The following is a 25,880-nucleotide window of genomic DNA, read 5'->3' on the forward strand; positions in this document are numbered from 1 at the left end:
TTATACTACACGGCTTAGTGAAAAAGCAAAAAATACAGATCGGAATACTTTGCTTCTAAATGCTGTTTTCTCAACCTTTTTGTTATATTTTTTCACTCACAATATTTACCGTAATAATATTGTAAAATATTGTTCTTAAATGATATGTGAATGTAATCTTTTTAGTTATTCAACCTATAAAAATTGCTTTGTTACGATGGGAAGAGTTAAATTTTAGTAAAAGGGAGGATCCACAATTAAAAAGCGGTTAATAATAGTCTTAATTAATATTGCACTTGACTATACAATTATCCAAAACTTCCTCCTTTATTCTTGATGACAAAAGAATTATTCATTTTAAACATGTAGGACCAATGACATATGAACATATGGTTGCGTATATGGAGAGCCCATCAGTGGGGTTTTCTTCATCCCCCACCTATCTTCCTCATTTCCCTCTAAATCTTGAAGTGTGGATCTTACTGCCCGTTAATGCGGGATAAATTAGGAATCGTGTACTTTAATATACACGATTCCTCTTTTTGTCTAGTTTATGAACAAAATGTAACGAAATTTTTAAAGTTAACACCATTATGGAATAATTATACTTTTTTACGTTGACAATAGTGTTGAAGAGGAATATACTTAGCGATGTAAGTTGATTGTGAATTGTTTCACAAATAATGTGAATGCCTTCACATATTATAGATAGGAGTTGTCATTATTATGAGTACTTGGACACAAATTTATGACCCGTTAAACAACATTTGGTTATCAGCACTTGTCGCTGCTCTTCCAATCTTATTCTTTGTTCTTTGTTTAACAGTATTTAAGATCAAAGGATATTTATCAGGACTTTATAGCGTAATTTTAGCAATCATTCTTTCCATATTCGTTTATAAAATGCCTGCAACAATGGCAGTATCATCAGCTGCATTTGGTGTAGCAGCTGGATTTTATCCAATTTGTACAATTGTTATTGCAGCAATCTTTCTTTACAAATTAACAGTAAAAACTGAGCAATTTAATGTTATTCGCGACAGTATTTCAAGTATTACAAGCGACCGTCGCCTTCAAGTATTATTAATCGCTTATTCTTTCGGTGCTTTCTTAGAAGGTGCAGCTGGATTCGGTGTACCGGTTGCAATTACAGCAGCATTACTTGTAGGTATGGGATTTAACCCATTAAACGCAGCAGGTATTTGTTTAGTTGCAAATATTGCTGGTGGCGCAATGGGAGCAATGGGAATACCAGTTACAGTACCTGCTCAATTAACTCAAATGGATGCATTAACTGTTGGTCGTCAAGCTGTAACATTATTACCTTTCATTAGCTTTGTATTACCATTCTTACTTGTTGCAATGGTAGATGGCTTTAAAGGAATTAAAGAAACTTGGCAAGGTATCCTTGTAAGTGGTGGTTCTTTCGCTATTACTCAGTTCGTTGTAACATACTACCTTGGCGCAGAATTAACTGATATTTTCGCTGCAGTTGTCAGCATGGTTGCACTTGCATTATTCCTACGTGTATGGCAACCAAAATCTTCAGCTCAAACTGAAGAACAAGTAGAAAAACATAGCTACACAATGAAACAAATTTTATACGCTTGGTCACCATTTGCATTCTTAACTGCATTCGTAACAATTTTCAATTTAAAAGCAATCAAAAGTTTATTCGCTCCAAACGGTGCGTTAGCAAACTTAGTATTTAATATCCAGATTCCTGGTTTACACAATCACGTTATTAAAACAACACCAATTGTAAATGCCGATACACCATTTGCAGCAATCTTCAAGCTAGATGTATTTTCATCTACAACTACTGCAATTGTACTAGCAATTATCGTATCTTTACTTGTATATCGCGCAAAAGGCCAATTGGTTAAAGAACTAACTATTGAAACATTAAAAGAGCTAAAAGCTCCAATTTATACAATTTGTAGTGTAATTGCATTAGCATATGTAACAAACTACTCTGGTATGTCTTCTACTCTTGGACTAGCTTTATCATCTACTGGTAAGGCCTTCCCAATCTTATCTCCAATCTTAGGTTGGATTGGCGTATTCTTAACTGGTTCTGTAGTATCAAGTGGTTCATTATTTGCACCACTTCAAGCAGTAACTGCAGCACAATTAGATATCGTACCTTCTACACTTGTTGCTTTAAACGTAGTCGGTGGCACAATGGCAAAAATGGTATCACCACAATCTGTAGCAGTTGCTTGTGCGGCAGTTGGACTAGTTGGTAAAGAATCTGTCCTATTTAAAACAGCAATGAAATATAGTTTGATTTTCTTAGTCATAATTAGTTTACTTCAACTTAACTCTATATTTAATATCTTTTAAAAGATGAAAACGATCCCTCACGTGGGATCGTTTTTTTATCTTCTTCTTTCTAACCATTCACTCATTCTTATACTTTGGTATAAAAAAATCCTAATACACACAGTATCAGGATTTTTTATTCTTCAATAGCGACGCACCAGCAATTTCGGGATGTGTCATTTCATATGGATCCAAAATAATATCAAGTTCCTCTTCTGTTAACACACCATGCTCTAAGCAAAGCTCACGAACAGATTTACCTGTTTCAATCGCTTCGCGAGCAATGCGAGATGCCGCCTCATATCCAATATGAGGATTCACCGCTGTAATAATCCCAACGCTTTTCTCAACATATTGTTTTAACAATTCTTCATTTGCAGTAATACCTTTAATACAATACTCACGAAATACGCGGAATGCATTATTCATAATACTAATGGATTGAATTAAATTAAATACTAACACCGGCTCCATTACATTTAGTTCTAATTGTCCTGCTTCTGATGCTAAACATATTGTATGGTCATTTCCAATAACTTGGAAGGCCACTTGATTAATTACTTCTGCCATAACTGGATTTACTTTTCCTGGCATAATAGATGATCCTGGTTGACGAGCTGGTAATTGAATTTCAGCCAATCCGACACGTGGGCCAGATGCCATAATGCGCAAGTCATTTGCAATTTTAGACATATTCATCATACATACTTTTAGTGTTGCTGATACTTCTGTATACGCATCTGTGTTTTGCGTTGCATCCACTAAATGTTCTGCACCAACTAGTGGAAATCCGCTAATACTGCGTAAATGCTTTACAACTTGCTCAATATAAATTAGATTTGCATTTAATCCGGTCCCAACCGCCGTTGCGCCCATATTCACTTCATACAAATGTTGACGAGACTGCCTAATGCGTTTTATATCACGCTCAAGCACTCGGCTATATGCTTCAAATTCCTGCCCAAGACGAATTGGAACTGCATCTTGCAGATGTGTACGCCCCATTTTTATCACATGATCAAATTCTTTTGCTTTATCGGTAAATGCACGATGAAGTGCATCCATTGTAATAAGAAGTTCTTCTAGCATCATAAGCGCCGCAATATGAATTCCTGTTGGGAACGCATCATTTGTTGATTGCGCCATGTTCACATGTGTATTCGGGCTAATGATTGCATAGTTTCCTTTTTCATGCGCCATTCTCTCAAGTGCACGGTTTGCAATAACCTCATTTGTATTCATATTAATAGAAGTCCCTGCCCCGCCCTGAATTGGGTCTACAATGAACTGCTCATGAAACTTCCCATCAATAATTTCCTGAGCCGATTTTGCAATTTCTTCCCCAATATTTGCGTGCAAATAACCTGTTTCCATATTTGCAAGTGCTGCAGCTTTTTTAACCATTGCCATTGCTTTAATTAATGACGTATGAATACGATATCCTGTAATCGGAAAATTTTCTACTGCTCGTAATGTTTGAACACCATAGTAAGCTGCATTTGGTACTTCCTTTTCTCCTAAAAAATCTTTTTCAATACGTATCCCTTTCGTTGCTACCATTTTTCATCACCTATACTTTTCATTCTAATCGATGACCTAAAAACGATTTCTATAAAAATATGATTTTTGTAAGAGATATATTTCTATATCTTCCTTCAATATATAGCACCTTTTTTGAAAGCGCAAACAATACTGTTTTTCTGCAAAATCGATGACGCACTCATACTTCTAATTTATAAAGATTACGCAATTGCTGTATCTTCCGCTTCAACTTTCTTTATTTCTACTCGTTTAATTTGATGCACATCTTTTTCAAGAACTTTGAAAATCCAGCCATTCGTTTCAATGACATCACCTTCAACAATTGTCTGTTTTTGCATCATAATCCAACCACCAATCGTATCTACATCGTCAGCAAACAAATGTAAACCGAGCAAATCATTCACTTCACTAATGAGTACTTTTCCATCGATAATTTTATACGTTTCGCTTATATGTTCGATGGGTGGATGTTCATCTTCATCATATTCATCCCGAATTTCACCAACTATTTCCTCTAAAATATCTTCAAGTGTTGCAATTCCCGCCGTCCCCCCATATTCATCATATAAAACGGCAAGGGGAATTCTTCTTTTCTGCATTTGCAGTAACAAATCATGGATTGGGATATTTTCCAAAACTTCAATTACAGGTCTCGTATACGGAATAATAGAACATTCTTCGTTTTGTCCACCATCCATATAGCGAATAAATAAGTCTTTTACATTAACCATCCCAATAATCTCATCTTTATCCTCTCCAAATACAGGATACCTTGTATACTTTTCTTGTCCAATCACTTTAATATGTGTTTCGAACGGTTCATCTTCATATAAACCAACTATTTCAGTGCGTGGAACCATAATTTCTTTTGCTAACCGATTATCAAATTCAAAAATATTATTTACATATTTAAATTCCGCCTGATTAATTTCTCCGCTTTTATAACTCTCCGATAAAATAAGTCTTAATTCCTCCTCTGAATGTGCAACTTCATGCTCAGAAGCAGGGGATAATCCAAATATGCCAGTCACGAGGCGAGCTGAGCCATTTAGAGCCCAAATAAACGGATACATAATCCGGTAAAAATAAATGAGCGGCTGAGATAGTAACAAACTTACTTGTTCTGCTTTTTGAATAGCAAATGTTTTTGGTGCTAGCTCTCCAATCACAACATGCAAAAATGTAATAACAGCAAATGCAATAATAAAAGAAACAGTACTCGCAATCGCAGATGAAAGTTCAATTTTTAAAAATATCGGTTCTAATACATGCTTTATCGTTGGTTCGCCTAACCAGCCTAGCCCTAGAGCTGTAATTGTAATTCCGAGCTGACATGCTGATAAATATTCGTCTAAATTTGAAATCACTTTCTTAGCTGCTAGTGCGCCACGTTTTTTTTCTCCTACAAGCTGATTAATGCGACTACTGCGCACTTTTATAATCGCAAATTCAACTGCCACAAAAAAACCAGTTAATGCAATAAGAATAACAACCATAATTAATTTAGCAATTTCCAAAGAACGCCTTTAGCTTTTCTTAGCTAAAGTTACACCTCCTTTTTAAAAGAAGTTTTCTTTCAATCAAAGAAGCTGATTGAAAGAAAAACGAATGGAAGTTTCACTTTGTTCTTATTCTCTTCATTTGTCAAAAAGCAAACCTATATAAATTTCCCCAATTTTTAGTTCTCATATAACTCCAATGGTAAACAATCAGGATCTTGAAAAAACACAAACTGTTTCCCTGTTATTTCATCAACACGTATTGGCTCTGTCTTTATTCCACATCGCTTTAGATGCCCCACTGCTTCGTGTATATCCGTAACTGCAAATGCTAAATGTCTAAGACCAGCTGCTTCAGGAAAACTTTGCCGCTTTGGAGGATTTGGAAATGAAAATAACTCAATTTGATACTATCCTCCTACACATAAATCTAATTTATACGAATCCCTTTCTTCTCTGTAAACTTCATTCAACACTCTAAACCCTAATATATTAACATAAAAATTTTTAGATGTTTCGTAATCAGAACAAATGATTGCAATATGATGCACTCTAGATATATTCATACTCTACTTCATTCCTCTCTTTACCTAACATGCATATTCTCCCTTGAAATGAAAAACCTATATAACAGAACACATCATAAGGAGGCTTATTATGAAGTTTGTTACTTTTTTTCTCGGTCTTGCCGTTGTTTTCTTTCTTGCCTTCATTGCAAGTAACAATAAAAAGCATATCAAATTCAAACCGATTTTCATTATGCTTATTATACAGTTAATTTTAACCTTTTTACTATTAAATACAGAAATCGGCCTCATACTTGTAACCATGATTTCTAATGTATTTACGAAATTATTGGCCTATGCTGCATCTGGGGTAAACTTTGTATTTGGTGGTATTACGAATAAAGGTGAAATGCCWTTCTTCTTAAATGTACTCTTACCAATTGTCTTCATCTCCGTCTTAATTGGTAYTTTACAACATTTTAAAATATTACCATTCTGTATTCGTTGGATCGGTTTTTTCCTTAGTAAAATAAATGGACTCGGAAAGCTTGAATCTTATAATGCTGTCGCTTCTGCCATTGTAGGCCAATCAGAAGTATTCATTACCGTAAAAAAACAGCTTGCGCAAATTCCAAAACATCGTCTCTATACACTATGCGCCTCCGCCATGTCGACCGTATCGATGTCAATCGTCGGTGCTTATATGACAATGATTGAACCAAAATATGTAGTAACTGCTCTTGTCTTAAATTTATTTAGCGGCTTTATTATCGTACTTATTATTAATCCATATGATGTTAAAGAAGAAGAAGATATTTTAGAAATTAAGGGTGAAAAGCAAACCTTTTTTGAGATGCTTGGAGAATACATTCTAGACGGATTTCGTGTTGCTATTGTTGTCGGTGCTATGCTGATTGGATTTGTTGCCTTAATTAGCTGTATCAATGATTTATTCCATATTATTTTTGGAATTACATTTCAGCAATTACTTGGTTATGTTTTCTCTCCTATCGCTTTTCTTATTGGTGTGCCAAGTAACGAAATTGTCGCAGCAGGAAGTATTATGGCTACAAAGCTTGTAACGAATGAATTTGTAGCCATGATGGATCTCAGTAAGCTTGCAAACAGCCTCACTCCTCGTACAGTAGGCATTATTTCAGTTTTTCTTGTATCCTTTGCAAACTTCTCTTCTATAGGAATTATTTCTGGTGCTGTTAAAGGATTAAATGAAGAACAAGGGAATGTCGTTGCTCGCTTCGGTTTAAAACTGTTGTACGGTGCGACACTCGTCAGCATTTTATCTGCAATTATTGTAAGCATTATGCTATAAGAAGGTAAAATTTGATCCTTTTCTTATTCATACTTTTTGTATACAATACGAATAGATGTCTCATAAATACTCGAGGCATCTATTTTTTTATACATGTACAACAACATCTATTTAGCGTACAATATCTTTTTATGTGTCTCACCTATGCATTATAAGATAATATACAAATTGAATGATTTAAAGGAGAACTAAATAATGAAATCTGATATAGAAAACACGAATAGAACCTCAAAGAGGCGATTTAAAAAAAGACGCCTACTATGGTTTATTCTCATTCCATTACTTATTGTAACAATTGGTGGCGGAAGCTATTCCTTCCATATATACAGTAAAGCAAAATCAATTGTAAATAATGCATATTCTAAATTAGATAGAGGAGATAAATCGGATAAACGAGAAAAAGCTGTTAAACCGATGACGGACAATGTTTCTGTCCTTATTATGGGTGTTGATGAAAGTGACCTCCGTGAAAAATCTTACGGCAAAGCAACGCGTACCGATGCATTATTACTTGCCACAATTAATAAAAATGATAAATCAGTAAAACTTGTTAGTATACCACGTGACTCTCGTGTATATATTAAATCACGCGATAAACAAGATAAGATTACGCATGCTCACGTATTTGGGGGCGTAGATAGTACGATTGATACAGTCGAGAACTTTTTAAATGTTCCTGTTGACTATTATGTTAAATTTAACTTTAAATCCTTTATAAAAATTGTAGATTCCCTTGGTGGCATCGATGTTGATGTTCCTGTTGAATTTACAGAACAAAATAGTAAGGACGAACCAGGTGCAATCCATCTAAAAAAAGGGCGTCAGCATTTAAATGGTGAAGAAGCACTTGCTTTAGCTAGAACTCGTCATATCGACAGCGATTATATGCGTGGTCAGCGTCAGCAACTTGTTTTGGAAGCAATTGCTCAAAAAGCGCTATCCATAAATTCCATTAATAAAATTAGCAGCTTATTAGATGCTGTTGATCATGATTTAAAAACAAACTTAACATTTGATGACATGATGACAATTACAAAGAGCACAATGGGCTCCAATCTAAAGATGGATAAACTCCAAGTAAAAGGTGACGATAAATATATAAGTGGCATCTACTACTACATTCCTGACGAAAAGAGTGTACAGGACATATCTAAAACATTGAAACAACATCTCGATGTTACGAATAAAACTGAACATAAAAAATTATAATAAAAAGGCTGCTAGGACTTTCCTAGCAGCCTTTTTATTATAATTTTCAACAAAATACTTTCATTTTCTTTCGCAAATAATGACAAAAAGAGACAAATGTTACAGAAGTGTAACGTTTTTTATAAAAATATTACACCCGCAATTAAAATAATAGTATACTAGTACATACATAATACTATTTTTATCATTCATACATAAAAAATGAATACATATGACCTTATATATTAATTTTTTGGGGGGAAGTAAATGAAGCTACGTAACTTACTGATTGGTTCTGCTGTCACTGGTGGAATATTACTATGTGCAGGTGGGATTGGTGGTTATCAATACGTGTCTAAATTGAATAAACAGCTTGATACAAATGTATTACCACATACTACATTTGAAGGCACTTCTCTTGATGGCAAAAGTAAAAAAGATGTTCAAGAAATTATTCAACAAAAAATTGATGAATCAAACAAAAAATCTCTTAACTATACATTCCAAGGCAATACACAAGCTTATACGTGGAAAGACTTAGGTGTTGAATATAAAGAAACGGAAATTAGCGAAAAAATCTTTAAAGAGCAAAAAGGAAATGTGATAAATCGCTATAAAATGCGAAAACAAGCTGAAAATGGCGAGTTAAAACGTGAATATAAACTAACGCCACAGTTAAATACAGCTACTTATGAAGCCTTTATAAAAGAAAAATATAACGAAACCTTAAAGGAACCTGTAAATGCTGAATTAAGTGTTTCCGGAACAACAGTAAATATTAGTCAAAGTCAAAATGGCGAAAAAGTTGATAAAGATAAATTAAAAGAATTAACAGCAAAAGCAATTACTGCTGGTACACAAGATATTCAGCTCCCAATTGCCTCCATAAAGCCCGAACACTCTACAGAAGATATGCAAAATATGGGGATTACACAAGTGATTGCTGAATATTCTACTCCTATGGCTGGTCGAAACGGGAGCCAATCCTTTAATGTAAACAAATCTGCTAATACTTTAAGCGGAGCAATTGTAGCACCTGATGAAACATTTAGTTTCAATGAACGCGTTGGTATTACAGATGCTGCGCATGGCTATAAATCTGCTGCTGTATTCCTACAAGGAAAAGTTGTCCAGAGCGCCGGTGGTGGGGTTTGCCAAGTGAGTAGTACTCTATATGGGGCAGCATTACGTGCTGATTTAGGAGTTGTTGCTCGTAGTAACCACTCTATGCCTGTTCATTACTTGCCACTTGGTCAAGATGCTGCTGTAGCAGACTATGGTCCAGATTTAAAATTCAAAAATAATACTGGTAAATATATTTACATTCAAGCGTCTTCCAATGGTAGCAGCATAACTACACGTATTTTCGGTACACCTACTGGCAAGAACGTAGAAGTTTCATCAAAAGTAATTGGCGAGACTGAAAATAAAATTACGGCTATCACATATAAAAAAGTAACACAAAACGGTCAAGTCATCTCAAATGGCCAAATTTCAAAAAGCGTATACAAAAAGGCGTGATGATTCACGCCTTTTTATTTTGCAATAAACGCACAAATGTCCCCATATGTTCCCTCGTCTCTTCTAACGACCATATACGGCTTCCTTGTTTAGCTACTATTGAACAACCTTCTTCCCATGCCTCTGTCTGCTTTATATGTAATAACTCGCTTTTTAATTTTTCAATTGTTTCCTGATCCTCTTGTTCTAGAAACTCAGTCATTACATTTATTATTTCATCCTCATACACACTTAACGTGCAATATGCTCTTAAGAAATATTGAAGTGTCGGATACATGCTCCCCCCCCCTTTCTTACTTATCTGATGGATAGGAAGTAATGATTTTAAATCCTAATGCCCCTGATTTATCTCTCACCAGAACGGTAACTGTATTCATAAGCTTATCTTTTACACTCATATCTCGCTTTAATACCGTTTTTCCAACAGGAAATGAGTGYTTCGCATTTAATACAAGACGATTTTCTTTGGAATTCTTTAACCATTTCTCAATTTCCTGCTCATGTTGCTTTAAGCTATCTTTTACAGCTTTTGTTGCTATCTCTTTATCATAATATGTACTTGCAGCTGATACTTTATCTGTCTGCAACCGCTTCTTTAGCTCATCTTCTGTTTTCCCAACATGTCGTTCTATCGTATGGCCATTTTTCGGCGGTCCTTCCATTTCATCTAAAATCGTATCTTTAATTTTTTCTACTGATGTTGAATTACTTTCTTTCGGGTTCGCTTTTTTTTGCTCTTGTCCCGCACAACCGCTTAAGATAAGAACCATTGCAAACAAGCAACTCAAGAAAGTACCCCATAATCGTTTCATCATATCACCTCTTTCATGATTATTATCGTAACTTCACAAAAAGTCAATTTCACATATAAAAAAGCGTGTAGAATTCTAAAACCCTACACACTTTGTCTTATTTTTTCTACATGAATATTTGCCTGATTGATAACAATTTCACTTTATACAATATCGTATCCTTGCTCTTCAATGGCATCTTTTAACTGCTCTATATTCACTTTTGCTTCATCATATTCAACAGCCACTGTGCCCGCTTGCAATTCAACTGCTACGCCATTTACTCCGTTTAGTTCTTGCAATGCATTTGTCACAGCCATTTTACAATGATTACATGTCATTCCTTGTACATTCAATGTTACAGTCATTTCCAATTCCTCCTTAATTATAAATCTTTTATTTATTATTTATGAGCAGCATAACCTATAATAAGGTGCATTGCTCGTAAAAACATTGGCTTCACTTTATATTTTAACACGCTTCAAACGCAAAGCGTTCGTTACAACCGAAACAGAACTAAATGCCATCGCCGCTCCAGCTACCCAGGGTTCTAATAAGCCACTTGCCGCAATGGGGATACCAATCGCATTATAAAATAATGCCCAAAATAAATTTTGACGAATATTTTTCATCGTTTTTTGGCTTAAATCAATTGCTTGTGGAATATGCCCTAAATCTCCTCCAACCAATGTAACATCAGCTGCTTCAATTGCTACATCTGCACCTGTTCCAATCGCCATCCCTATATCCGCTTTCGCTAGTGCTGGAGCATCATTAATACCATCACCAACCATTGCTACTTGCTTTCCTTTTTGCTGTAATTGTTCTACAATATTTGCTTTTTGCTCTGGCAATACTTCTGCATATACATGATTGATACCAACCTGTTTTGCAATTGCTTCAGCAGTTCGTTTATTGTCTCCTGTTACCATATAAACATCAATTCCGGCAGATTGCATCGTATGAATAGCTTCTTTTGAACTTTCTTTTATCGTGTCAGCAACAGAAATCATCCCTGCAAACTGACCCCCAATTGCTACAAGCATAACCGTTTTTCCGTTTGCTTCATGCTCATTCATTACATTCTCATATTCCGCTATATTAACGCTGTGTTCACTCATTAATTTTCGAGTCCCAATGATAACTGATTTCTCTTCTATAATCGATTCAATTCCATGCCCAGGTACTGCACGAAACGTTTCTACAGGTAGTAAAGAAACTTGATTTTGTTTTCCATATTCTACAATTGCAGAGGCTAGCGGATGTTCAGAAACGTTTTCTGCAGAAGCCGCAAATAAAAGCATGTCATCTTGCAGGCTCATTACGTCTGTTACTTCTGGTTTCCCTTTTGTAACCGTACCCGTTTTATCTAATAAAACAGCATTAATTTTATGCGTTGCTTCTAAATACTCTCCACCTTTAAAAAGAATGCCTTTCTCTGCACCTTTTCCTGTTCCAACCATAATAGAAGTTGGTGTTGCCAGTCCCAGTGCACAAGGGCAGGCAATTACTAATACTGCTATAGCTACTTCAAGAGATTGCGGTAAATTTTGCGGAGTAATGGCAAAGTACCAAATTAAAAAGGCAACTGCTGCRACAACAACAACGATTGGAACAAATATACCAGAAATTGTATCTGCCATACGCTGAATTGGCGCTTTAGACCCTTGCGCTTCTTCCACAATTTTAATAATATTTGCAAGGGCTGTATCTTTTCCAATTTTTTCAGCACGCATTGTTAACATACCGTTTTTATTAATTGTTGCACCTATTAAAGCATCACCGACCTGTTTATCCACGGGGATTGATTCACCGGTAATCATTGCCTCATCAACTGACGAAATACCTGATAAAACAATACCATCTACAGGTATCTTTTCACCTGGTTTTACAACAATGGTATCACCAATAACAACACTTTCGATTGGAATTAACATGTCACGTCCATCACGAATGACCAATGCCTCTTTTGCTTGTAGACTTACTAATTTTGAAATCGCTTCCGTTGTTCTTCCTTTCGCAACAGATTCGAAATATTTTCCAACAAGAATTAATGTGATGAGCACTGCACTCGTTTCAAAATACAGCTGCGATGAATACGATGGATTTTGTAATGTTTTCAAACCTTCATATAAGCTATAAAAATATGCGGCTGATGTACCAAGTACAACAAGCACATCCATATTCGCACTTTTATTTCGTAAAGAACGGTATGCACCAATATAAAATTGTGAACCGATATAAAATTGTACTGGTGTTGCAAACAATAATTGCACCCATGGATTCATTAAAAAATGCGGCATCCATAGCCCCGTTTCAAATGGCATATGCGCTACCATTGTATAGACAAGCGGTAATGATAACAGAATAGAAAGAAATAGCTGTTTTCGTTTCCCTTTTAAGTTGTCTGCTTTTTTATTTGGTTCAGTCTCTTCTTGGAGTTTCCCTTTGTAACCGAGTTTCGTTATTTTTTCTAAAATAGATTCTATAGTAATAAGGCCATCTTTATATACGATTGTTGCAGTATTCATCGCCAGATTAACAGTAATACTCTCGATTCCCTCCATTTTTCCAATTACTTTTTCAATCCGATTTGAACATGCGGCACATGTCATTCCATCAATATCTAGACTTACCTTTTTCGTCCGAACTTCATAACCAAGTTTCTCAATACGATTTGTGATTGACTCTGCAGATTGCGCGTCCACATCGTATTGAACCGTTGCTTGTTCCATAGCTAAATTTACATTTGCTTCTACACCTTCTAACTTATTTAACACCTTCTCAATTCTGGCTGAACAAGCTGAACATGTCATCCCATCAATACCAACCGTGATCTGTTTTGTCTGACCCATACAGTTCGTCTCCTTTCTATTTTGAGAACTGTTTGATGACTTTCATTAACTCTTGAATAGATTCATCTCCATTACCTTCTTGAATCGCTTTAGCGACACAATGATTTGTATGTCGCTCTAACAATGAAAAACCGACTTTATTTAACGCTGCTTGCACCGCAGAAATTTGAATCAATACATCTACACAATAACGATTTTCTTCAATCATTTTTTGTATACCGCGCACTTGACCTTCAATCCTTTTTAAGCGTTTTACAACCTTCTCGATCTCTTCGTCCGTTCGCGGAACCATCTTTTCTTGATTTGAACAATGGTCCATCCGTATACCCCCTTCTCTATATACATTATACCCGTAAGGGGTATAATGTTGCAAGTTTTTACTGTGAAAATTTATATTTTTTAATTAAAATCCACACTTGCCTATATTGACCAAATATGGTGTAATGCTAAAAAAGACAAAGGACTATAACTATATGCAAGAAATGATTCACAATTTACTCACAGAGCATCACACGATTGCAATTCCACTCAGTATTCTATTCAATATCATCATCAGCTTGGCAGGATTTATTCCAAGCATATTTTTAACAGCCATCAACATACAACTTTTCGGTTTAACAGATGGAACAATTATTTCGATCGCAGGCGAAGCATTGGGAGCAATTGTCTCATTTTATTTCTATCGACTAGGTTTTCAAAAATTGACTCATAACAAATTAAACAACTATCCAAAAGTAGAACGCCTTCTTTATGTACAAGGTAAAGAGGCATTTTTACTCGTTCTATCATTTCGACTTGTTCCATTTATTCCGTCTAGCATTATCACCTTATTTGCAGCATTAGGAACAATATCGTTATTCGCTTTCAGTATTGCAAGTACACTAGGAAAAATACCGGCATTACTCATTGAAGTGTATTCTGCATACCATGTCATGAACGGAACAAGTGAAGCAAAGTGGATTATCACGATTGCCGGTTGCATCGGAGTATTATATATATTGAAGAAGTGGAAGAAAAAATAAAAAGGAGCATCTGCTCCTTTTTATTTTTTCTAAAGAAGAATGAACCCTATTTTACACCAACTGCATCATATGACTGCTTCACCGCTGTAACTTCAGCAGAGTTCGCACCATATAAATCCGCAGCTGCTTGTACTAAGCCAGCACGCGCTTGACTAAACGTAGTAGATTCAGTGAAATATTGTGTATTTGCACGATAATAGATTGCGCCTGCTTTATCTTTACCAATACCATTTACTGTTACACCGTAATGCGTACCACCATTTGCTAGTAAGTAAGCCGCTTTATTAATAATACCACTGTTCGTATGAACACCACCGTTATCACTTGAACCAGTATAACGTTTAGAATAATGATCTGGATCGCCATATTTCGTTGGATCACTCATAGAGCGAAGCGAATCTCCCGATTGGCCAGGCGTATAAATATCCTCACCAATTTCCCAATCTGGATTACGATTATCATAGTATTCTACTAACGTACCAAAAATATCAGAAACCGCTTCATTTAATGCTCCTGACTCATTTTGATAAATCAGGTTTGAGCTATATTCGGTAACAGCATGCGTTAATTCATGCCCAATTACATCTAATCCACCCGATAATGAAGTAAATGTATAACCATCCCCGTCTCCATATACCATTTGTGAGCCATTCCAAAATGCATTGTTATAATTACTTCCATAGTGAACTGTTGATTTCAATGGCGCTCCTGCATCATTAATGGAGTTTCGATTAAACGTATTTTTATAATAATCATATGTTACACCCGCATAATAATGAGCATCTACTGCAGCTGCATCACGGCTTGCATTGAAAACATTATCTGTATCTGTCCATAATGTCCCTGGCAATGTAGAGCGATTTTTCGCATCATATGTGAAAATCGTTGCTCCACGTGTATTATCTTGTAAATAATAAGTAGATCCAGATAGTGTTGTATTAATAGATTTTGTATCTCCTAGTACACCTTTACCTGTTCCAACTTTATTTGTCCCTGTAACAGGTTTTACAACTGCTTTACCTTCCTGTTTAGCATTTTCTTGCTTAAGTGGTGCTTGATTTTCACCATTTACATGATCAATTGTATTGTATTTATTTAATACTTTACCGCTTTCTGCCTCAATGAAATAATAATAGTTTCCTGGTTTTGGCTCTAAGAAGTTTAATTTCACAACATATGCATAAGTTGTGTCCTCACCATTTTGATATACATATAAATCTGCTGATGGCTCTACCTCATATTTTGGAGTTAATCCTAAGTCTTGCTGTGCAATTGCAATTGCTTTTTTACCTTCAATCTTATTTTTATTTTTTAATTTTTCCTTTTTATCTAAATCAGGTACAACTGTTCCAGATAAAACTTTCAATGAACCATCTTTACTAACATGAGCTAGTTGAGTAGACCCCCATACTGGTGTACCTTCATATACTTGTTGCATACGTACCACTGTTGCATCAGTTGCAGAATCTTTTTTCACTTGTTTCACTTTGAAAGAATCCTCTGCACTCTTTTCCCCTAACTTATACTCTCCTTTTGCTGCATTTAAATAATCAAATACAACAGATTCTGCTTTCTTTCCAGTTGCTCCAGTCAAATCTCCAGAGATAAACTCAGGTGACTGTACTGCTTCATTGTACTTTTTCGTAGAGAGCACATTCTTTGAATCTGCAAACGCAGAGCTTGTCCCTCCAAATGTTGTAACTGCCATTCCTGCCGCTAATACAAATGCTAAACTCTTCTTTTTCATATAACCTTCCCCCTAATAAAAAATTTTTTTGAAAAAGAGTAATTTTATATTAGCATTAGGTTTCTAATATTGATATACTGAAAATTCAAAAAAATCTTTTCTCAAGTTTTGTAGAATTTTGGCGAACAATTATTGAGAAAGGCCCTTTCCGTTTGGAAAGGGCCTTTTTTGGTAATTTATTATACATTTACTGCTTCTGCTGCATTCGTTTCTTGACCATAGTTATCTGGTTTCCAAGCATACTGCACATCGAATGCTACCGCTAAAACCGTTATAATTACAAAGGTTCCTAAGATTATCTTTTTCATACTATAACTCCTCCTTCTTCTTCTAACAACATAATTGCTAATTTATAATATCGATTACTTTCTTGAAATTCCGATGATTCTTCAAAGTATTCCGCTAATTCTAAGTATACCTTCTTTAAATCTTTCATATTTTTTTCACCCTTAAAGAAAGGCACTGCTTCTATTTCTAAAAACTTCTTATATACCTCTTTTTTTCCATAATACTTATATTGAAGAATTAATAATAAGTGCAACATACTTTTATATCTATCATCTTTTCTTGCAGCAGAAATTCCTTTTTCAATCCAACCTCTCGCTTCTTCAAATTCTTTTAACTGAATACATTGCAAAGAAATCTCATACATAGCATCAATATAATTTAAATCTTCTTCTTTTTTATACTGTAGACCCTCCAAATAATATTCTTTTGCTTTTTCATAATTATTTTGACGATAATATAAGTACCCCATATTATTCAAGGCAATTGACATGATATTATCTTTATCTGCAAAAGAATCAGCCTCTCTTAAAATATGATTATAAATTTCCATAGCTTCACTATACTGTTTTTTTCGTATATAACTGAAAGCGATTAAAAGTTGACAGTTGATTACATGCCGAAACTTATATTCATTTCGGAAACCTTCTAACGCAACATTCGCAAAGTACAATGTCATATGATCGATTTCCATCTGACTATACGTAAGTGCTAAATTATAATATATCCCCGTTTCATAATAACCTTGTTCTTTCGCCATAGACTCTGTTTTTAACAAATGCTCTAATGCCTGTTTATATTTATATTGGATGCAATATAATAAAGCCCTACTATACGTATACAGCAACTTCTGAAACGGAGAATACTTCTTATACATCTTCTTTAATTTCTCTAGTTCTTCTTCAAGCGCAGGAAGATCTCTTTTCATAATCAAATAACGTGTATACAGCAGATTATAATAATTTATAATTTCAAAATCTAAGACATTTTTCATTTCAGAATGTAATTCGTTATATATGCGCTCAACCTGTTGCTTGTCCAAATGAACTAATGCGTTTAGCCACTCATCCAATTTCTCTTTCACTTCTTCTTCTACATCTCTCAAATCCGACACAGCAATCTCTAACCTCGCGCAGAGCAACTGCAAGATTTCCTCCGATGCTTCTATTTTTCCATTTTCAATCTTACTTAAATATGAGACGGAACAAATGCCCTGACATAATTCTTCTTGTGTCATTTTTTGCTGCAGTCGCTTATAAAAAACTTGTTTGCCGATTTTTTCTAAAGTTTGTTGCATTGTCCTCCTCCATTCTCATTTACCCCCACTACTTTAATAATACATAAAAATGCCAAAAATATAAATTGATAAATGTAAATTTTCTAAAAGTTTTTTCGATAAATTTGTTTTATTCCACTTGAAGTAACTAAATTTTATGCTAAAAACATGTTATATCACCCTCACTCTTTCTTATTAGAAATGGATTCTTTGGCATAAACTAGAAAAAACGATATAATATAACCAAATTACGGAGGTGTTTTCACAATGAATCATTATAAAGATGATAGTTACGCCTTACATACAGATTTATATCAAATCAACATGACTTATACATATTGGAAAGACGGCATTCATAATCGCCGCTCTGTTTTTGATTTATATTTCCGAAAGCTTCCATTTAAAAATGGTTATGCCATTTTTGCTGGTCTTGAAAAAATTATAGAATACATAGAGAATTTTCGTTTTACCGAAAGTGATATCACTTATTTAAAAGAGCTACAATTTGAAGAAGAGTTTCTACAGTATTTACAAAACATGAGGTTTACCGGAACAATTCGCAGTATGCAAGAAGGAGAAGTTGTTTTTAATAACGAACCATTATTGCGCGTTGACGCACCGCTTGGTGAAGCTCAAATTATTGAAACCGCCTTGTTAAACATTGTGAATTACCAAACATTAATCGCTACAAAAGCAGCTCGCATGAAACATGCAGCGAACAATGATGAACTATTAGAATTTGGTACACGCCGTGCTCATGAATTTGATGCGGCCCTTTGGGGTACACGCGCAGCCTTTATCGGTGGATTTTCTTCTACAAGCAATGTCCGTGCTGGAAAACGGTTTGGTATTCCAGTTGCTGGTACGCATGCTCATTCCTTTGTCCAAGCATACCGTGATGAATATATTGCATTTAAAAAGTATGCTGAAACACATAAAAAATGTGTTTTTCTTGTCGATACATACGACACATTAAAATCCGGTGTACCAAATGCCATTCGCATCGCGAAAGAATTTGGTGACCGCATTGATTTTTATGGTATTCGTCTTGATAGCGGCGATATGGCTTATTTATCAAAAGAGGCACGAAAATTACTTGATGCAGCTGGATTTACAAATACAAAAATCATCGCTTCCAGTGATTTAGATGAATATACAATTATGCATTTAAAATCACAAGGAGCAAAAATTGATGTATGGGGCGTCGGAACAAAATTAATTACATCATTTGAGCAACCTGCCTTAGGAGCTGTTTATAAGTTAGTTGCGATTGAGGATGCGAATGGCACATTAAATGATACGATTAAAATCTCTTCTAATCCTGAAAAGATTACAACGCCAGGATTAAAACGAATTTATCGAATCATTAATCGCGTTAACAATCATGCAGAAGGTGATTATATCGCTTTAGAATCAGAAGAACCTGAGCAGGAAGAGCGTTTAAAAATGTTCCATCCTGTCCATACGTACATCAGTAAATTTGTGACAAACTTTGAAGCACGCGAGCTTCATCATAACATTTTCACAAATGGTAAAAGAACATATGAATTACCTAACATATTAGACATTCAAAAATACACAGAAAACAGCTTAGCACTATTTTGGGAAGAATATATGAGAACACTAAATCCCGAAGAATATCCTGTAGATTTAAGCCAAGAATGCTGGGATCATAAAATGAATTACATTCAAACCGTACGGGATCAGGTTGCAAAAAATATACAAAAATAAAAAGAGAAGCCTTCGCTTCTCTTTTCCCCCTACTATTTACAGGCAGTAATACTCCCACCTCAAAGTTCAACAAAAGAAAAGGAGTTAGTAGAGAGATAAATCGTCCATAAAAGCCTGATTCGTGAAGGCTAATAATTAGTAAGGGATGAAGTCCACCACTGATTAAAGTTTCACTTTACTTTACAAATCTTTCACTCTAAGCACACGCATCGCATTTAATACAGCAAGTAGCGTAACGCCCACATCTGAGAAAACAGCTTCCCACATTGTTGCAATTCCAAATGCACCAAGTAATAAGACCAGTCCTTTCACACCAAGTGCAAAGATAATATTTTGCCATACAATGTTCCGTGTACGTTTGGCAATTTTGACAGCCGTTGCGATTTTAGAAGGTTCATCTGTCATGATTACAATATCCGCCGCCTCGATTGCTGCATCAGATCCTAATCCACCCATCGCAATCCCGACGTCTGCTCTCGCTAATACTGGTGTATCATTAATACCATCACCAACGAACGCAACTTTTTCTTTCGCTTGTTTTGCACTATCAATTTTTTCAATTTCTTCTACTTTTTGTTGTGGCAATAATTCAGCGTGAACCTCATCTAAGCCAAGCTCCTTACCAACAGCCTCTCCAACTAATTTCGCATCACCTGTTAACATTATCGTTTTCTTAATACCAAGTTCTTTCAACTTTTGAATTGCTTGTTTTGAGTCCTCTTTTACTTCATCTGAGATGACGATATAACCAGCGTATGCACCGTCTACAGCAACGTGAACAAGCGTGCCCACTGTTTGTGGCTGTTCAAATGTAATATTTTCTTTTTTCATTAATTTTGCATTGCCCGCAAAAATTTCTTTACCTTGTACTTTTACAACTGTACCATGACCGGAAATTTCACTATAATCCTCAATCATATTTTCATCAATTGATTTTCCATATGCACTTCGAATAGATTGTGCAATTGGATGATTTGAATAAACTTCCGCAAATGCAGCATATTCAAGGAGTTCTTCTTTTGTAGTTGCTCCATTCGGCTCCCTCTTCGTTACCTTGAATACACCTTTTGTTAATGTTCCTGTTTTGTCAAAGACGATATGTTTCACATCATTCAGTGCTTCTAAATAGTTACTTCCTTTGATTAAAATACCGCTTTTAGAGGCTCCACCAATACCGCCAAAGAATCCAAGTGGAATAGATACCACTAATGCACATGGACAAGAAATAACAAGAAACACTAATGCACGATAAATCCAATCAGAGAATGTAGCCCCTTCTAAAATAAGAGGTGGAATAAACGCTAATGCCGCTGCTGTAATAACTACGACCGGAGTATAGTAACGCGCAAATTTCGTAATAAAGTTTTCTGTTGGCGCTTTTCGGCTACTTGCATTTTGTACTAAATCTAAAATTTTCGATACAGTTGATTCACCGAATTCTTTTGTTACCCCAATTGTTAACACACCATTTTGATTCACAAAACCACTTAAAACATCATTACCAACTTCCACTTCACGTGGTACAGATTCACCTGTTAATGCTGAAGTATCTACCATTGATGTTCCTTCAACCACTTTCCCATCTAATGGTACTTTCTCACCTGGTTTAACAATGATATAGTCTCCGATTTGCACATCTTCTGGCGAAACTTGTTTTGTTTCATTTCCAACTTTCACGTTGGCATAATCAGGACGAATATCCATTAACGAAGTAATCGATTTTCGAGAACGATTCACCGCAATACTCTGGAATAACTCACCTACTTGATAAAACAGCATAACCGCAACAGCTTCTGAATATTGCCCGATTGCAAATGCTCCAAGTGTAGCGATTGCCATTAAAAAGTTTTCATCAAATACTTGGCCGCGTGTTATGTTTCTCACAGCTCGCCAAACAATATCTCCACCAATGAGTAAATATGCGATAACGAAAAGTGGAATGGTTATCATTTGTGGTAATCCTGCAAGTGCAGCGACTCCTGTTAAAACACCACCAATCGCTAAGCGCCACAGCATTTTCTTCACATTTCCTTCACCGTGATCGTGACTATGTCCATGATCATGACCTGTTTTTTCTTCACGGACAACTTTTACATCTGGCTCTAATTTATGAACAATATTTTTAATATCTTGTACTGTCGTTTCAAGCTCTTTTTTATTTGCCACTTCTATTTTTAATTTCTTCGATACAAAATCAACAGTCGCGTTTGACACGGAAGGCATTTCCTTTACCTTTGTTTCAATCTTCATCGCGCAATTCGCACAATCTAATCCTTCTAATACAAATACTTCTTTAGCAACTTTTGTTTTTTGTTCTTCCTGTACTTTAATATGCGGTTCTAATTTCGTAACAAGTTGTTTTGCCTCATTAACAACTTGATTTTCTTTATTTTGTTCTGTTTCTAAAGTCATTGTCTTAGTTGCGAAGTTCACGGAACAAGAGGAGACACCTTCTAATCCTCCGACCCCTTTTTCAATTTTCATTGCACAATTCGCACAATCTAATCCTTCTAACACAAGTTTTCGTTTCACTAATGCTTCTGCCATCTTTCTCCCTCCTTGTGTTCTTTTATTCTTCCTCGTTTACATGCTCAAATGCTTGCTCAAAAATACCGATTACGTGATGGTCCGCTAATGAATAATAAACGACTTTTCCCTCTTTGCGGTTTTTCACAAGTTTCGCTTGTTTTAATACACGAAGCTGATGTGAAATAGATGATTGTGTCATTCCTAGTAAATAGGCTAAGTCACACACACACATTTCAGCTTCGAATAATGCATGTAATATTCTCGTACGTGTACGGTCACCTAATACTTTAAATAATTCTGCCACTTTACTTAAACTTTCGTCAGCTGGAATCGTTTGTTTTACTTGATCAACAACTTCTTCATGGATAATTGTTTGAGAACATGCTTCTTGACATGTTTCTACTTTATTTTCAGCCATTATAGCTCACCTCTTCATTTGAACATATGAACAACTATTCATATGTCTTATACTTCCATTATATGAGCGCCCATTCATATGTGTCAATAAAATCCGCAACAAATTTTCCGAACATTTTGTCCACATTTAAAAACATATCACTTATTTTCCACATCCGTTATATTCTTCATACAAAAAGGATGTACGAAAGTTTCTATCCTTTCGTACATCCTTTTTTCTTCATTTATTCACCTTTCACTGCATCAACAATTAAAGAAACGAACCCTAACTTTCCATCCTGATTTCTATGATCAAAGCGTTTAGACCGATAAATAAATCCTACTTTTTCCTCCTCTGTACAAAAGAAAAAGCCTTGCGCGCTCCCTAGGCACACAAGGCTTACAATTCATTATATCCCCTTAATTAGCTTTTTCTAAGCTATCTTGCGAACTTGTATCTTCTTTTAAATGACTATGTTTTTTCGAGTAAACAAAGTATACAACTACTCCGATTGCTAACCAAGCACCAAAGTACAGCCATGTTGTTAATGGTAAATTTACCATTAAGAATAAGCAACATACGACTGAAATAATCGGTAAGATTGGCACAAGCGGTACCATAAATCCGCGCTTTAAATTCGGATGCGTTTTACGCAGAATGATAACCGATACACCAACCATCGCAAATGTTAATAACGCTCCAATATTCGCTAAATTCGACAATTCTTTTAAATCGATAAATCCGGCAATTAAAGCACTACCAATTCCTGTTAACCAAACTGAAAATGTTGGCGCTTCTGTCTTCTTATTAATTTTCGCAAAAGATTTTGGCAATAAACCGTCACGACTCATCGCAAAGAATACACGTGTTGTTGCATAGATGTAAGCAAAAATTACAGCCATAATACCAATTACAGCTCCAACTGCGATTACACCAGCTACTTTATCCTGCCCTACCACTTCTAGTACATAAGCCATCGCTTCTGGTACATCTAATTCTTTATAAGAAACCATACCAGTCATAACGAGACAAACTGYAACGTAAATGATTGTACAAATAACTAACGAAGTAATAATACCAATTGGAAGGTCACGTTGTGGATTTTTCACTTCTTCTGCTGAAGTTGCTAATGCATCAAAACCTAAGAAAGCAAAGAATACTGCTGCTGCTCCGGAAAAGACTCCGCTTACGCCGTACGGTGTAAATGGTACCCAGTTCTCTGGTTTTACGTAGAATACACCAACTGCAATAAATAAGACAACAATACCAATTTTAATTAATACCATTGCGTTATTTACGCGTTTACTTTCTTTCGTACCACGTGATAATAACCAAGTTATTATTAATGTAATAACCACCGCCGGCAAGTTCACAATACCACCTTGTGATGGAATCGTTAACAGTGCTTTTGGAATTTCTAATCCAAATCCACTTATCAGGTTATGGAAGTAACCTGTCCATCCGCCAGCTACCGCTGCCGTTGTTAAAACATATACTGATAGTAACGTCCATCCCATTAAATGGGCTACAAACTCCCCGATTGTTGCATAAGAATATGTGTACACACTACCTGAAACGGGCAGTGTAGATGCCACCTCTGCGTAACATAGCGCTGCAAATCCACAAACAATTGCCGCAATCATAAATGAAAAAATAACTGCTGGACCAGCATCTCTTGCTGCTACTAATCCAGTTAATACAAGAACTCCTGTACCGATTATCGCACCAATCCCTAGCATTGTTAGGTCAAATGCCCCTAGCGTTTTCGTCAAAGTTTTACTTTTACTTTCCCCTAACAATTGCGTAACGGATTTCTTTTTAAATAGGTTGGCCACGATGTATGCCCCCTTCGACTAAGAAGAGCTAAGAGGTCTTCTCTCTTAGCTCTTATCATGTTGTATGAAATATTGTTCGATTGTTATTTAGTAAAATGCTGCTATTAGCAAGATACTGTTTCTGCTTCTAATAATTCTTTTGCACCTTTGTATTCTACACCGTGAGCTTCTGCAACTGCTTCGAATGTTACATAGCCGTCTAATGTGTTAATACCTTTTAATAATGCAGAGTTGCCTAGGCAAGCTTCTTTATAGCCTTTGTTTGCAATTTGTACTGCATATGGCACTGTTACGTTTGTTAATGCAAGAGTTGATGTACGTGGAACCGCACCAGGCATGTTTGCAACTGCATAATGAACAACGCCGTGTTTTTCATAAGTTGGGTTATCATGAGTTGTAATGCGGTCAGTTGTTTCGAAAATACCACCTTGGTCAATTGCGATATCTACTACAACAGAACCTGGTTCCATTGATTTAATCATTTCTTCTGTTACAAGTTTTGGTGCTTTTGCACCTGGAATTAATACTGCACCGATTACAAGATCAGATTCTTTTACAGCTTGTGCAATATTGTAAGGATTAGACATTAAAGTTTTCACTTGGTTACCGAAAATGTCATCTAATTGACGAAGACGTTCTGCACTTAAGTCGATGATTGTTACATCCGCACCTAGTCCAACTGCAATTTTAGCAGCATTTGTACCAGCTTGTCCACCACCGATAATTGTTACTTTGCCACGTTTTACCCCTGGAACGCCTGCAAGTAAGATACCTTTGCCGCCTTTGTTTTTCTCAAGGAATTGTGCACCAATTTGTGCAGACATACGACCAGCTACTTCACTCATAGGTGCAAGTAATGGTAAAGAACGGTTTTCTAATTGTACTGTTTCATAAGCGATAGAAACAACTTTCTTTTCAATTAATGCTTTTGTTAATTCTGGTTCTGGAGCTAAGTGTAAGTATGTGAATAAGATTAAACCTTCGCTAAAGTGTTTGTATTCACTTTCAATTGGTTCCTTAACTTTCATTACCATATCCATGTTCCAAGCTTCTTCAGCTGTATCAACGATTTTTGCACCTGCTTCAACGTACTCAGCATCTGTAAAACCAGATCCTATACCTGCACCCTTTTGAATGAATACTTCGTGATTGTTACGAACTAAATGTACAACACCAGCTGGTGTCATTGCCACACGGTTTTCGTTGTTTTTAATTTCTGTTGGTACCCCAATACGCATAATGAAATGCCCCCTTATAATTAACAGAAAAAAGGAATTCTTTTTTCTTTTTTAAATAATTAATAACTTATGTCCTTATTCTAGCATAACTTAAAAGCTATGAAAACGCTAACATACTAATTTAAAAGAAGTTTTTATATTGGGAATAGTGTAAATATAAAGAACTTTATTTTACAAGGAGTCTTCATGTTTTTTTATTATCTATCATTCTTTTCTTATGATCTATCATTCTATTTTCATTATAACCACGGAAACTACACATTCCTTATTTATTATTTGACAAT

At 35.5% G+C, this 25,880-nt stretch carries 20 protein-coding genes and 2 pseudogenes; 6 read left to right on the forward strand and 16 right to left on the reverse strand.

Annotation, left to right across the window (positions count from 1 at the left end; genetic code table 11):
- Nucleotides 1-705 precede the first annotated feature (705 nt).
- A complete protein-coding gene (locus AC1DIT_RS02340; RefSeq protein WP_016131179.1) occupies nucleotides 706-2,325 on the forward strand; it encodes a lactate permease LctP family transporter in 1,620 nt (539 codons plus the stop codon).
- A 105-nt stretch (nucleotides 2,326-2,430) separates the two neighbouring features.
- Here AC1DIT_RS02340 and aspA read toward each other — a convergent pair whose 3' ends face one another.
- The 3 genes and pseudogenes from aspA to gloA2 all read right to left on the reverse strand — a co-directional run bounded on the left by aspA (nucleotide 2,431) and on the right by gloA2 (nucleotide 5,911).
- Nucleotides 2,431-3,864, reverse strand: a complete 1,434-nt coding sequence (aspA, locus tag AC1DIT_RS02345; RefSeq protein WP_016113080.1) for an aspartate ammonia-lyase — start codon at nucleotides 3,862-3,864, stop codon at nucleotides 2,431-2,433.
- Nucleotides 3,865-4,046: 182 nt separating this feature from the next.
- Nucleotides 4,047-5,363, reverse strand: coding sequence for a hemolysin family protein (locus tag AC1DIT_RS02350; protein WP_016113079.1), 1,317 nt, complete (start codon nucleotides 5,361-5,363; stop codon nucleotides 4,047-4,049).
- A gap of 161 nt (nucleotides 5,364-5,524) precedes the next feature.
- A pseudogene (gloA2, locus tag AC1DIT_RS02355) lies at nucleotides 5,525-5,911 on the reverse strand (SMU1112c/YaeR family gloxylase I-like metalloprotein).
- A gap of 91 nt (nucleotides 5,912-6,002) precedes the next feature.
- On the opposite strand from gloA2, the gene AC1DIT_RS02360 reads away from it, so the two are divergent.
- The 3 genes from AC1DIT_RS02360 (at nucleotide 6,003) to AC1DIT_RS02370 (ending at nucleotide 9,890) form a co-directional block, all read left to right on the forward strand.
- Complete coding sequence (locus AC1DIT_RS02360) at nucleotides 6,003-7,181, forward strand: NupC/NupG family nucleoside CNT transporter (protein ID WP_476998040.1); 1,179 nt, start codon at nucleotides 6,003-6,005, stop codon at nucleotides 7,179-7,181.
- A 192-nt stretch (nucleotides 7,182-7,373) separates the two neighbouring features.
- Nucleotides 7,374-8,390, forward strand: coding sequence for an LCP family glycopolymer transferase (locus AC1DIT_RS02365; RefSeq protein WP_033670997.1), 1,017 nt, complete (start codon nucleotides 7,374-7,376; stop codon nucleotides 8,388-8,390).
- 246 nt (nucleotides 8,391-8,636) lie between these two features.
- Entirely contained in the window at nucleotides 8,637-9,890 is a 1,254-nt protein-coding gene (locus AC1DIT_RS02370) for a VanW family protein (RefSeq protein WP_016113075.1), read from the forward strand.
- Between the two features lie 4 nt (nucleotides 9,891-9,894).
- Here the strand turns inward: AC1DIT_RS02370 and AC1DIT_RS02375 are convergent, their stop codons facing one another.
- The 5 genes from AC1DIT_RS02375 to AC1DIT_RS02395 form a co-directional block, all read right to left on the reverse strand.
- Nucleotides 9,895-10,167, reverse strand: coding sequence for a hypothetical protein (locus AC1DIT_RS02375; protein ID WP_016113074.1), 273 nt, complete (start codon nucleotides 10,165-10,167; stop codon nucleotides 9,895-9,897).
- A 16-nt stretch (nucleotides 10,168-10,183) separates the two neighbouring features.
- Nucleotides 10,184-10,702: an RNase A-like domain-containing lipoprotein gene (locus AC1DIT_RS02380; RefSeq protein ID WP_016132539.1), complete on the reverse strand. Its 519-nt coding sequence runs from the start codon at nucleotides 10,700-10,702 to the stop codon at nucleotides 10,184-10,186.
- Nucleotides 10,703-10,845: 143 nt separating this feature from the next.
- Nucleotides 10,846-11,049, reverse strand: coding sequence for a copper chaperone CopZ (gene copZ / locus AC1DIT_RS02385; RefSeq protein ID WP_003195128.1), 204 nt, complete (start codon nucleotides 11,047-11,049; stop codon nucleotides 10,846-10,848).
- Between the two features lie 96 nt (nucleotides 11,050-11,145).
- The gene (locus AC1DIT_RS02390) at nucleotides 11,146-13,536 is read right to left on the reverse strand and encodes a heavy metal translocating P-type ATPase (protein ID WP_016113072.1); all 2,391 of its coding nucleotides are present in this window, start codon (nucleotides 13,534-13,536) and stop codon (nucleotides 11,146-11,148) included.
- Between the two features lie 16 nt (nucleotides 13,537-13,552).
- Nucleotides 13,553-13,855, reverse strand: coding sequence for a metal-sensing transcriptional repressor (locus AC1DIT_RS02395; protein ID WP_016113071.1), 303 nt, complete (start codon nucleotides 13,853-13,855; stop codon nucleotides 13,553-13,555).
- 154 nt (nucleotides 13,856-14,009) lie between these two features.
- Here AC1DIT_RS02395 and AC1DIT_RS02400 point away from each other — a divergent pair, with 154 nt between their 5' ends.
- A complete protein-coding gene (locus tag AC1DIT_RS02400) occupies nucleotides 14,010-14,558 on the forward strand; it encodes a TVP38/TMEM64 family protein (protein WP_016113070.1) in 549 nt (182 codons plus the stop codon).
- Between the two features lie 46 nt (nucleotides 14,559-14,604).
- Here AC1DIT_RS02400 and AC1DIT_RS02405 read toward each other — a convergent pair whose 3' ends face one another.
- The 3 genes from AC1DIT_RS02405 to AC1DIT_RS02415 all read right to left on the reverse strand — a co-directional run bounded on the left by AC1DIT_RS02405 (nucleotide 14,605) and on the right by AC1DIT_RS02415 (nucleotide 17,887).
- A complete protein-coding gene (locus AC1DIT_RS02405) occupies nucleotides 14,605-16,305 on the reverse strand; it encodes a M4 family metallopeptidase (protein ID WP_016113069.1) in 1,701 nt (566 codons plus the stop codon).
- Between the two features lie 179 nt (nucleotides 16,306-16,484).
- Nucleotides 16,485-16,613 carry an NprX family peptide pheromone gene (locus AC1DIT_RS02410; RefSeq protein ID WP_016113068.1) on the reverse strand — a complete coding sequence of 43 codons (129 nt, stop codon included), beginning with the start codon at nucleotides 16,611-16,613 and terminating at the stop codon, nucleotides 16,485-16,487.
- Nucleotides 16,610-17,887, reverse strand: a complete 1,278-nt coding sequence (locus tag AC1DIT_RS02415; RefSeq protein ID WP_016113067.1) for a helix-turn-helix domain-containing protein — start codon at nucleotides 17,885-17,887, stop codon at nucleotides 16,610-16,612. Before AC1DIT_RS02415 ends, AC1DIT_RS02410 begins: the two co-directional genes overlap by 4 nt.
- Before the next feature lie 246 nt (nucleotides 17,888-18,133).
- On the opposite strand from AC1DIT_RS02415, the gene AC1DIT_RS02420 reads away from it, so the two are divergent.
- Nucleotides 18,134-19,597 (forward strand): nicotinate phosphoribosyltransferase, encoded by a 1,464-nt coding sequence (locus tag AC1DIT_RS02420; protein ID WP_003195138.1) that lies wholly within the window; start codon nucleotides 18,134-18,136, stop codon nucleotides 19,595-19,597.
- A 180-nt stretch (nucleotides 19,598-19,777) separates the two neighbouring features.
- Here the strand turns inward: AC1DIT_RS02420 and AC1DIT_RS02425 are convergent, their stop codons facing one another.
- From AC1DIT_RS02425 to ald, 5 genes and pseudogenes are all read right to left on the reverse strand, one after another.
- Entirely contained in the window at nucleotides 19,778-22,144 is a 2,367-nt protein-coding gene (locus tag AC1DIT_RS02425) for a heavy metal translocating P-type ATPase (RefSeq protein ID WP_016113066.1), read from the reverse strand.
- A 22-nt stretch (nucleotides 22,145-22,166) separates the two neighbouring features.
- On the reverse strand, nucleotides 22,167-22,544 hold the full coding sequence (locus tag AC1DIT_RS02430) for an ArsR/SmtB family transcription factor (RefSeq protein ID WP_016113065.1): 378 nt from the start codon (nucleotides 22,542-22,544) through the stop codon (nucleotides 22,167-22,169).
- A gap of 223 nt (nucleotides 22,545-22,767) precedes the next feature.
- Nucleotides 22,768-22,875: pseudogene (locus AC1DIT_RS02435) on the reverse strand (class I SAM-dependent methyltransferase); the annotation flags it as partial.
- A 67-nt stretch (nucleotides 22,876-22,942) separates the two neighbouring features.
- The gene (locus AC1DIT_RS02440; RefSeq protein WP_476998041.1) at nucleotides 22,943-24,358 is read right to left on the reverse strand and encodes an amino acid permease; all 1,416 of its coding nucleotides are present in this window, start codon (nucleotides 24,356-24,358) and stop codon (nucleotides 22,943-22,945) included.
- A gap of 104 nt (nucleotides 24,359-24,462) precedes the next feature.
- The gene (ald, locus tag AC1DIT_RS02445; protein WP_016113063.1) at nucleotides 24,463-25,596 is read right to left on the reverse strand and encodes an alanine dehydrogenase; all 1,134 of its coding nucleotides are present in this window, start codon (nucleotides 25,594-25,596) and stop codon (nucleotides 24,463-24,465) included.
- Between the last annotated feature and the right edge of the window lie 284 nt (nucleotides 25,597-25,880).

This window comes from Bacillus sp. 05T22 (genome assembly GCF_056396765.1).

Coding starts and splice junctions, on each gene's coding strand:
- AC1DIT_RS02410 (WP_016113068.1), bottom strand. CDS start 16,613: ATGAAAAAGATAATCTTAGGAACCTTTGTAATTATAACGGTTTTAGCG.
- AC1DIT_RS02405 (WP_016113069.1), bottom strand. CDS start 16,305: ATGAAAAAGAAGAGTTTAGCATTTGTATTAGCGGCAGGAATGGCAGTT.
- AC1DIT_RS02375 (WP_016113074.1), bottom strand. CDS start 10,167: ATGTATCCGACACTTCAATATTTCTTAAGAGCATATTGCACGTTAAGT.
- AC1DIT_RS02370 (WP_016113075.1), top strand. CDS start 8,637: ATGAAGCTACGTAACTTACTGATTGGTTCTGCTGTCACTGGTGGAATA.
- AC1DIT_RS02430 (WP_016113065.1), bottom strand. CDS start 22,544: ATGGCTGAAAATAAAGTAGAAACATGTCAAGAAGCATGTTCTCAAACA.
- AC1DIT_RS02425 (WP_016113066.1), bottom strand. CDS start 22,144: ATGGCAGAAGCATTAGTGAAACGAAAACTTGTGTTAGAAGGATTAGAT.
- AC1DIT_RS02340 (WP_016131179.1), top strand. CDS start 706: ATGAGTACTTGGACACAAATTTATGACCCGTTAAACAACATTTGGTTA.
- AC1DIT_RS02415 (WP_016113067.1), bottom strand. CDS start 17,887: ATGCAACAAACTTTAGAAAAAATCGGCAAACAAGTTTTTTATAAGCGA.
- aspA (WP_016113080.1), bottom strand. CDS start 3,864: ATGGTAGCAACGAAAGGGATACGTATTGAAAAAGATTTTTTAGGAGAA.
- ald (WP_016113063.1), bottom strand. CDS start 25,596: ATGCGTATTGGGGTACCAACAGAAATTAAAAACAACGAAAACCGTGTG.
- copZ (WP_003195128.1), bottom strand. CDS start 11,049: ATGACTGTAACATTGAATGTACAAGGAATGACATGTAATCATTGTAAA.
- AC1DIT_RS02395 (WP_016113071.1), bottom strand. CDS start 13,855: ATGGACCATTGTTCAAATCAAGAAAAGATGGTTCCGCGAACGGACGAA.
- AC1DIT_RS02420 (WP_003195138.1), top strand. CDS start 18,134: ATGAATCATTATAAAGATGATAGTTACGCCTTACATACAGATTTATAT.
- AC1DIT_RS02400 (WP_016113070.1), top strand. CDS start 14,010: ATGCAAGAAATGATTCACAATTTACTCACAGAGCATCACACGATTGCA.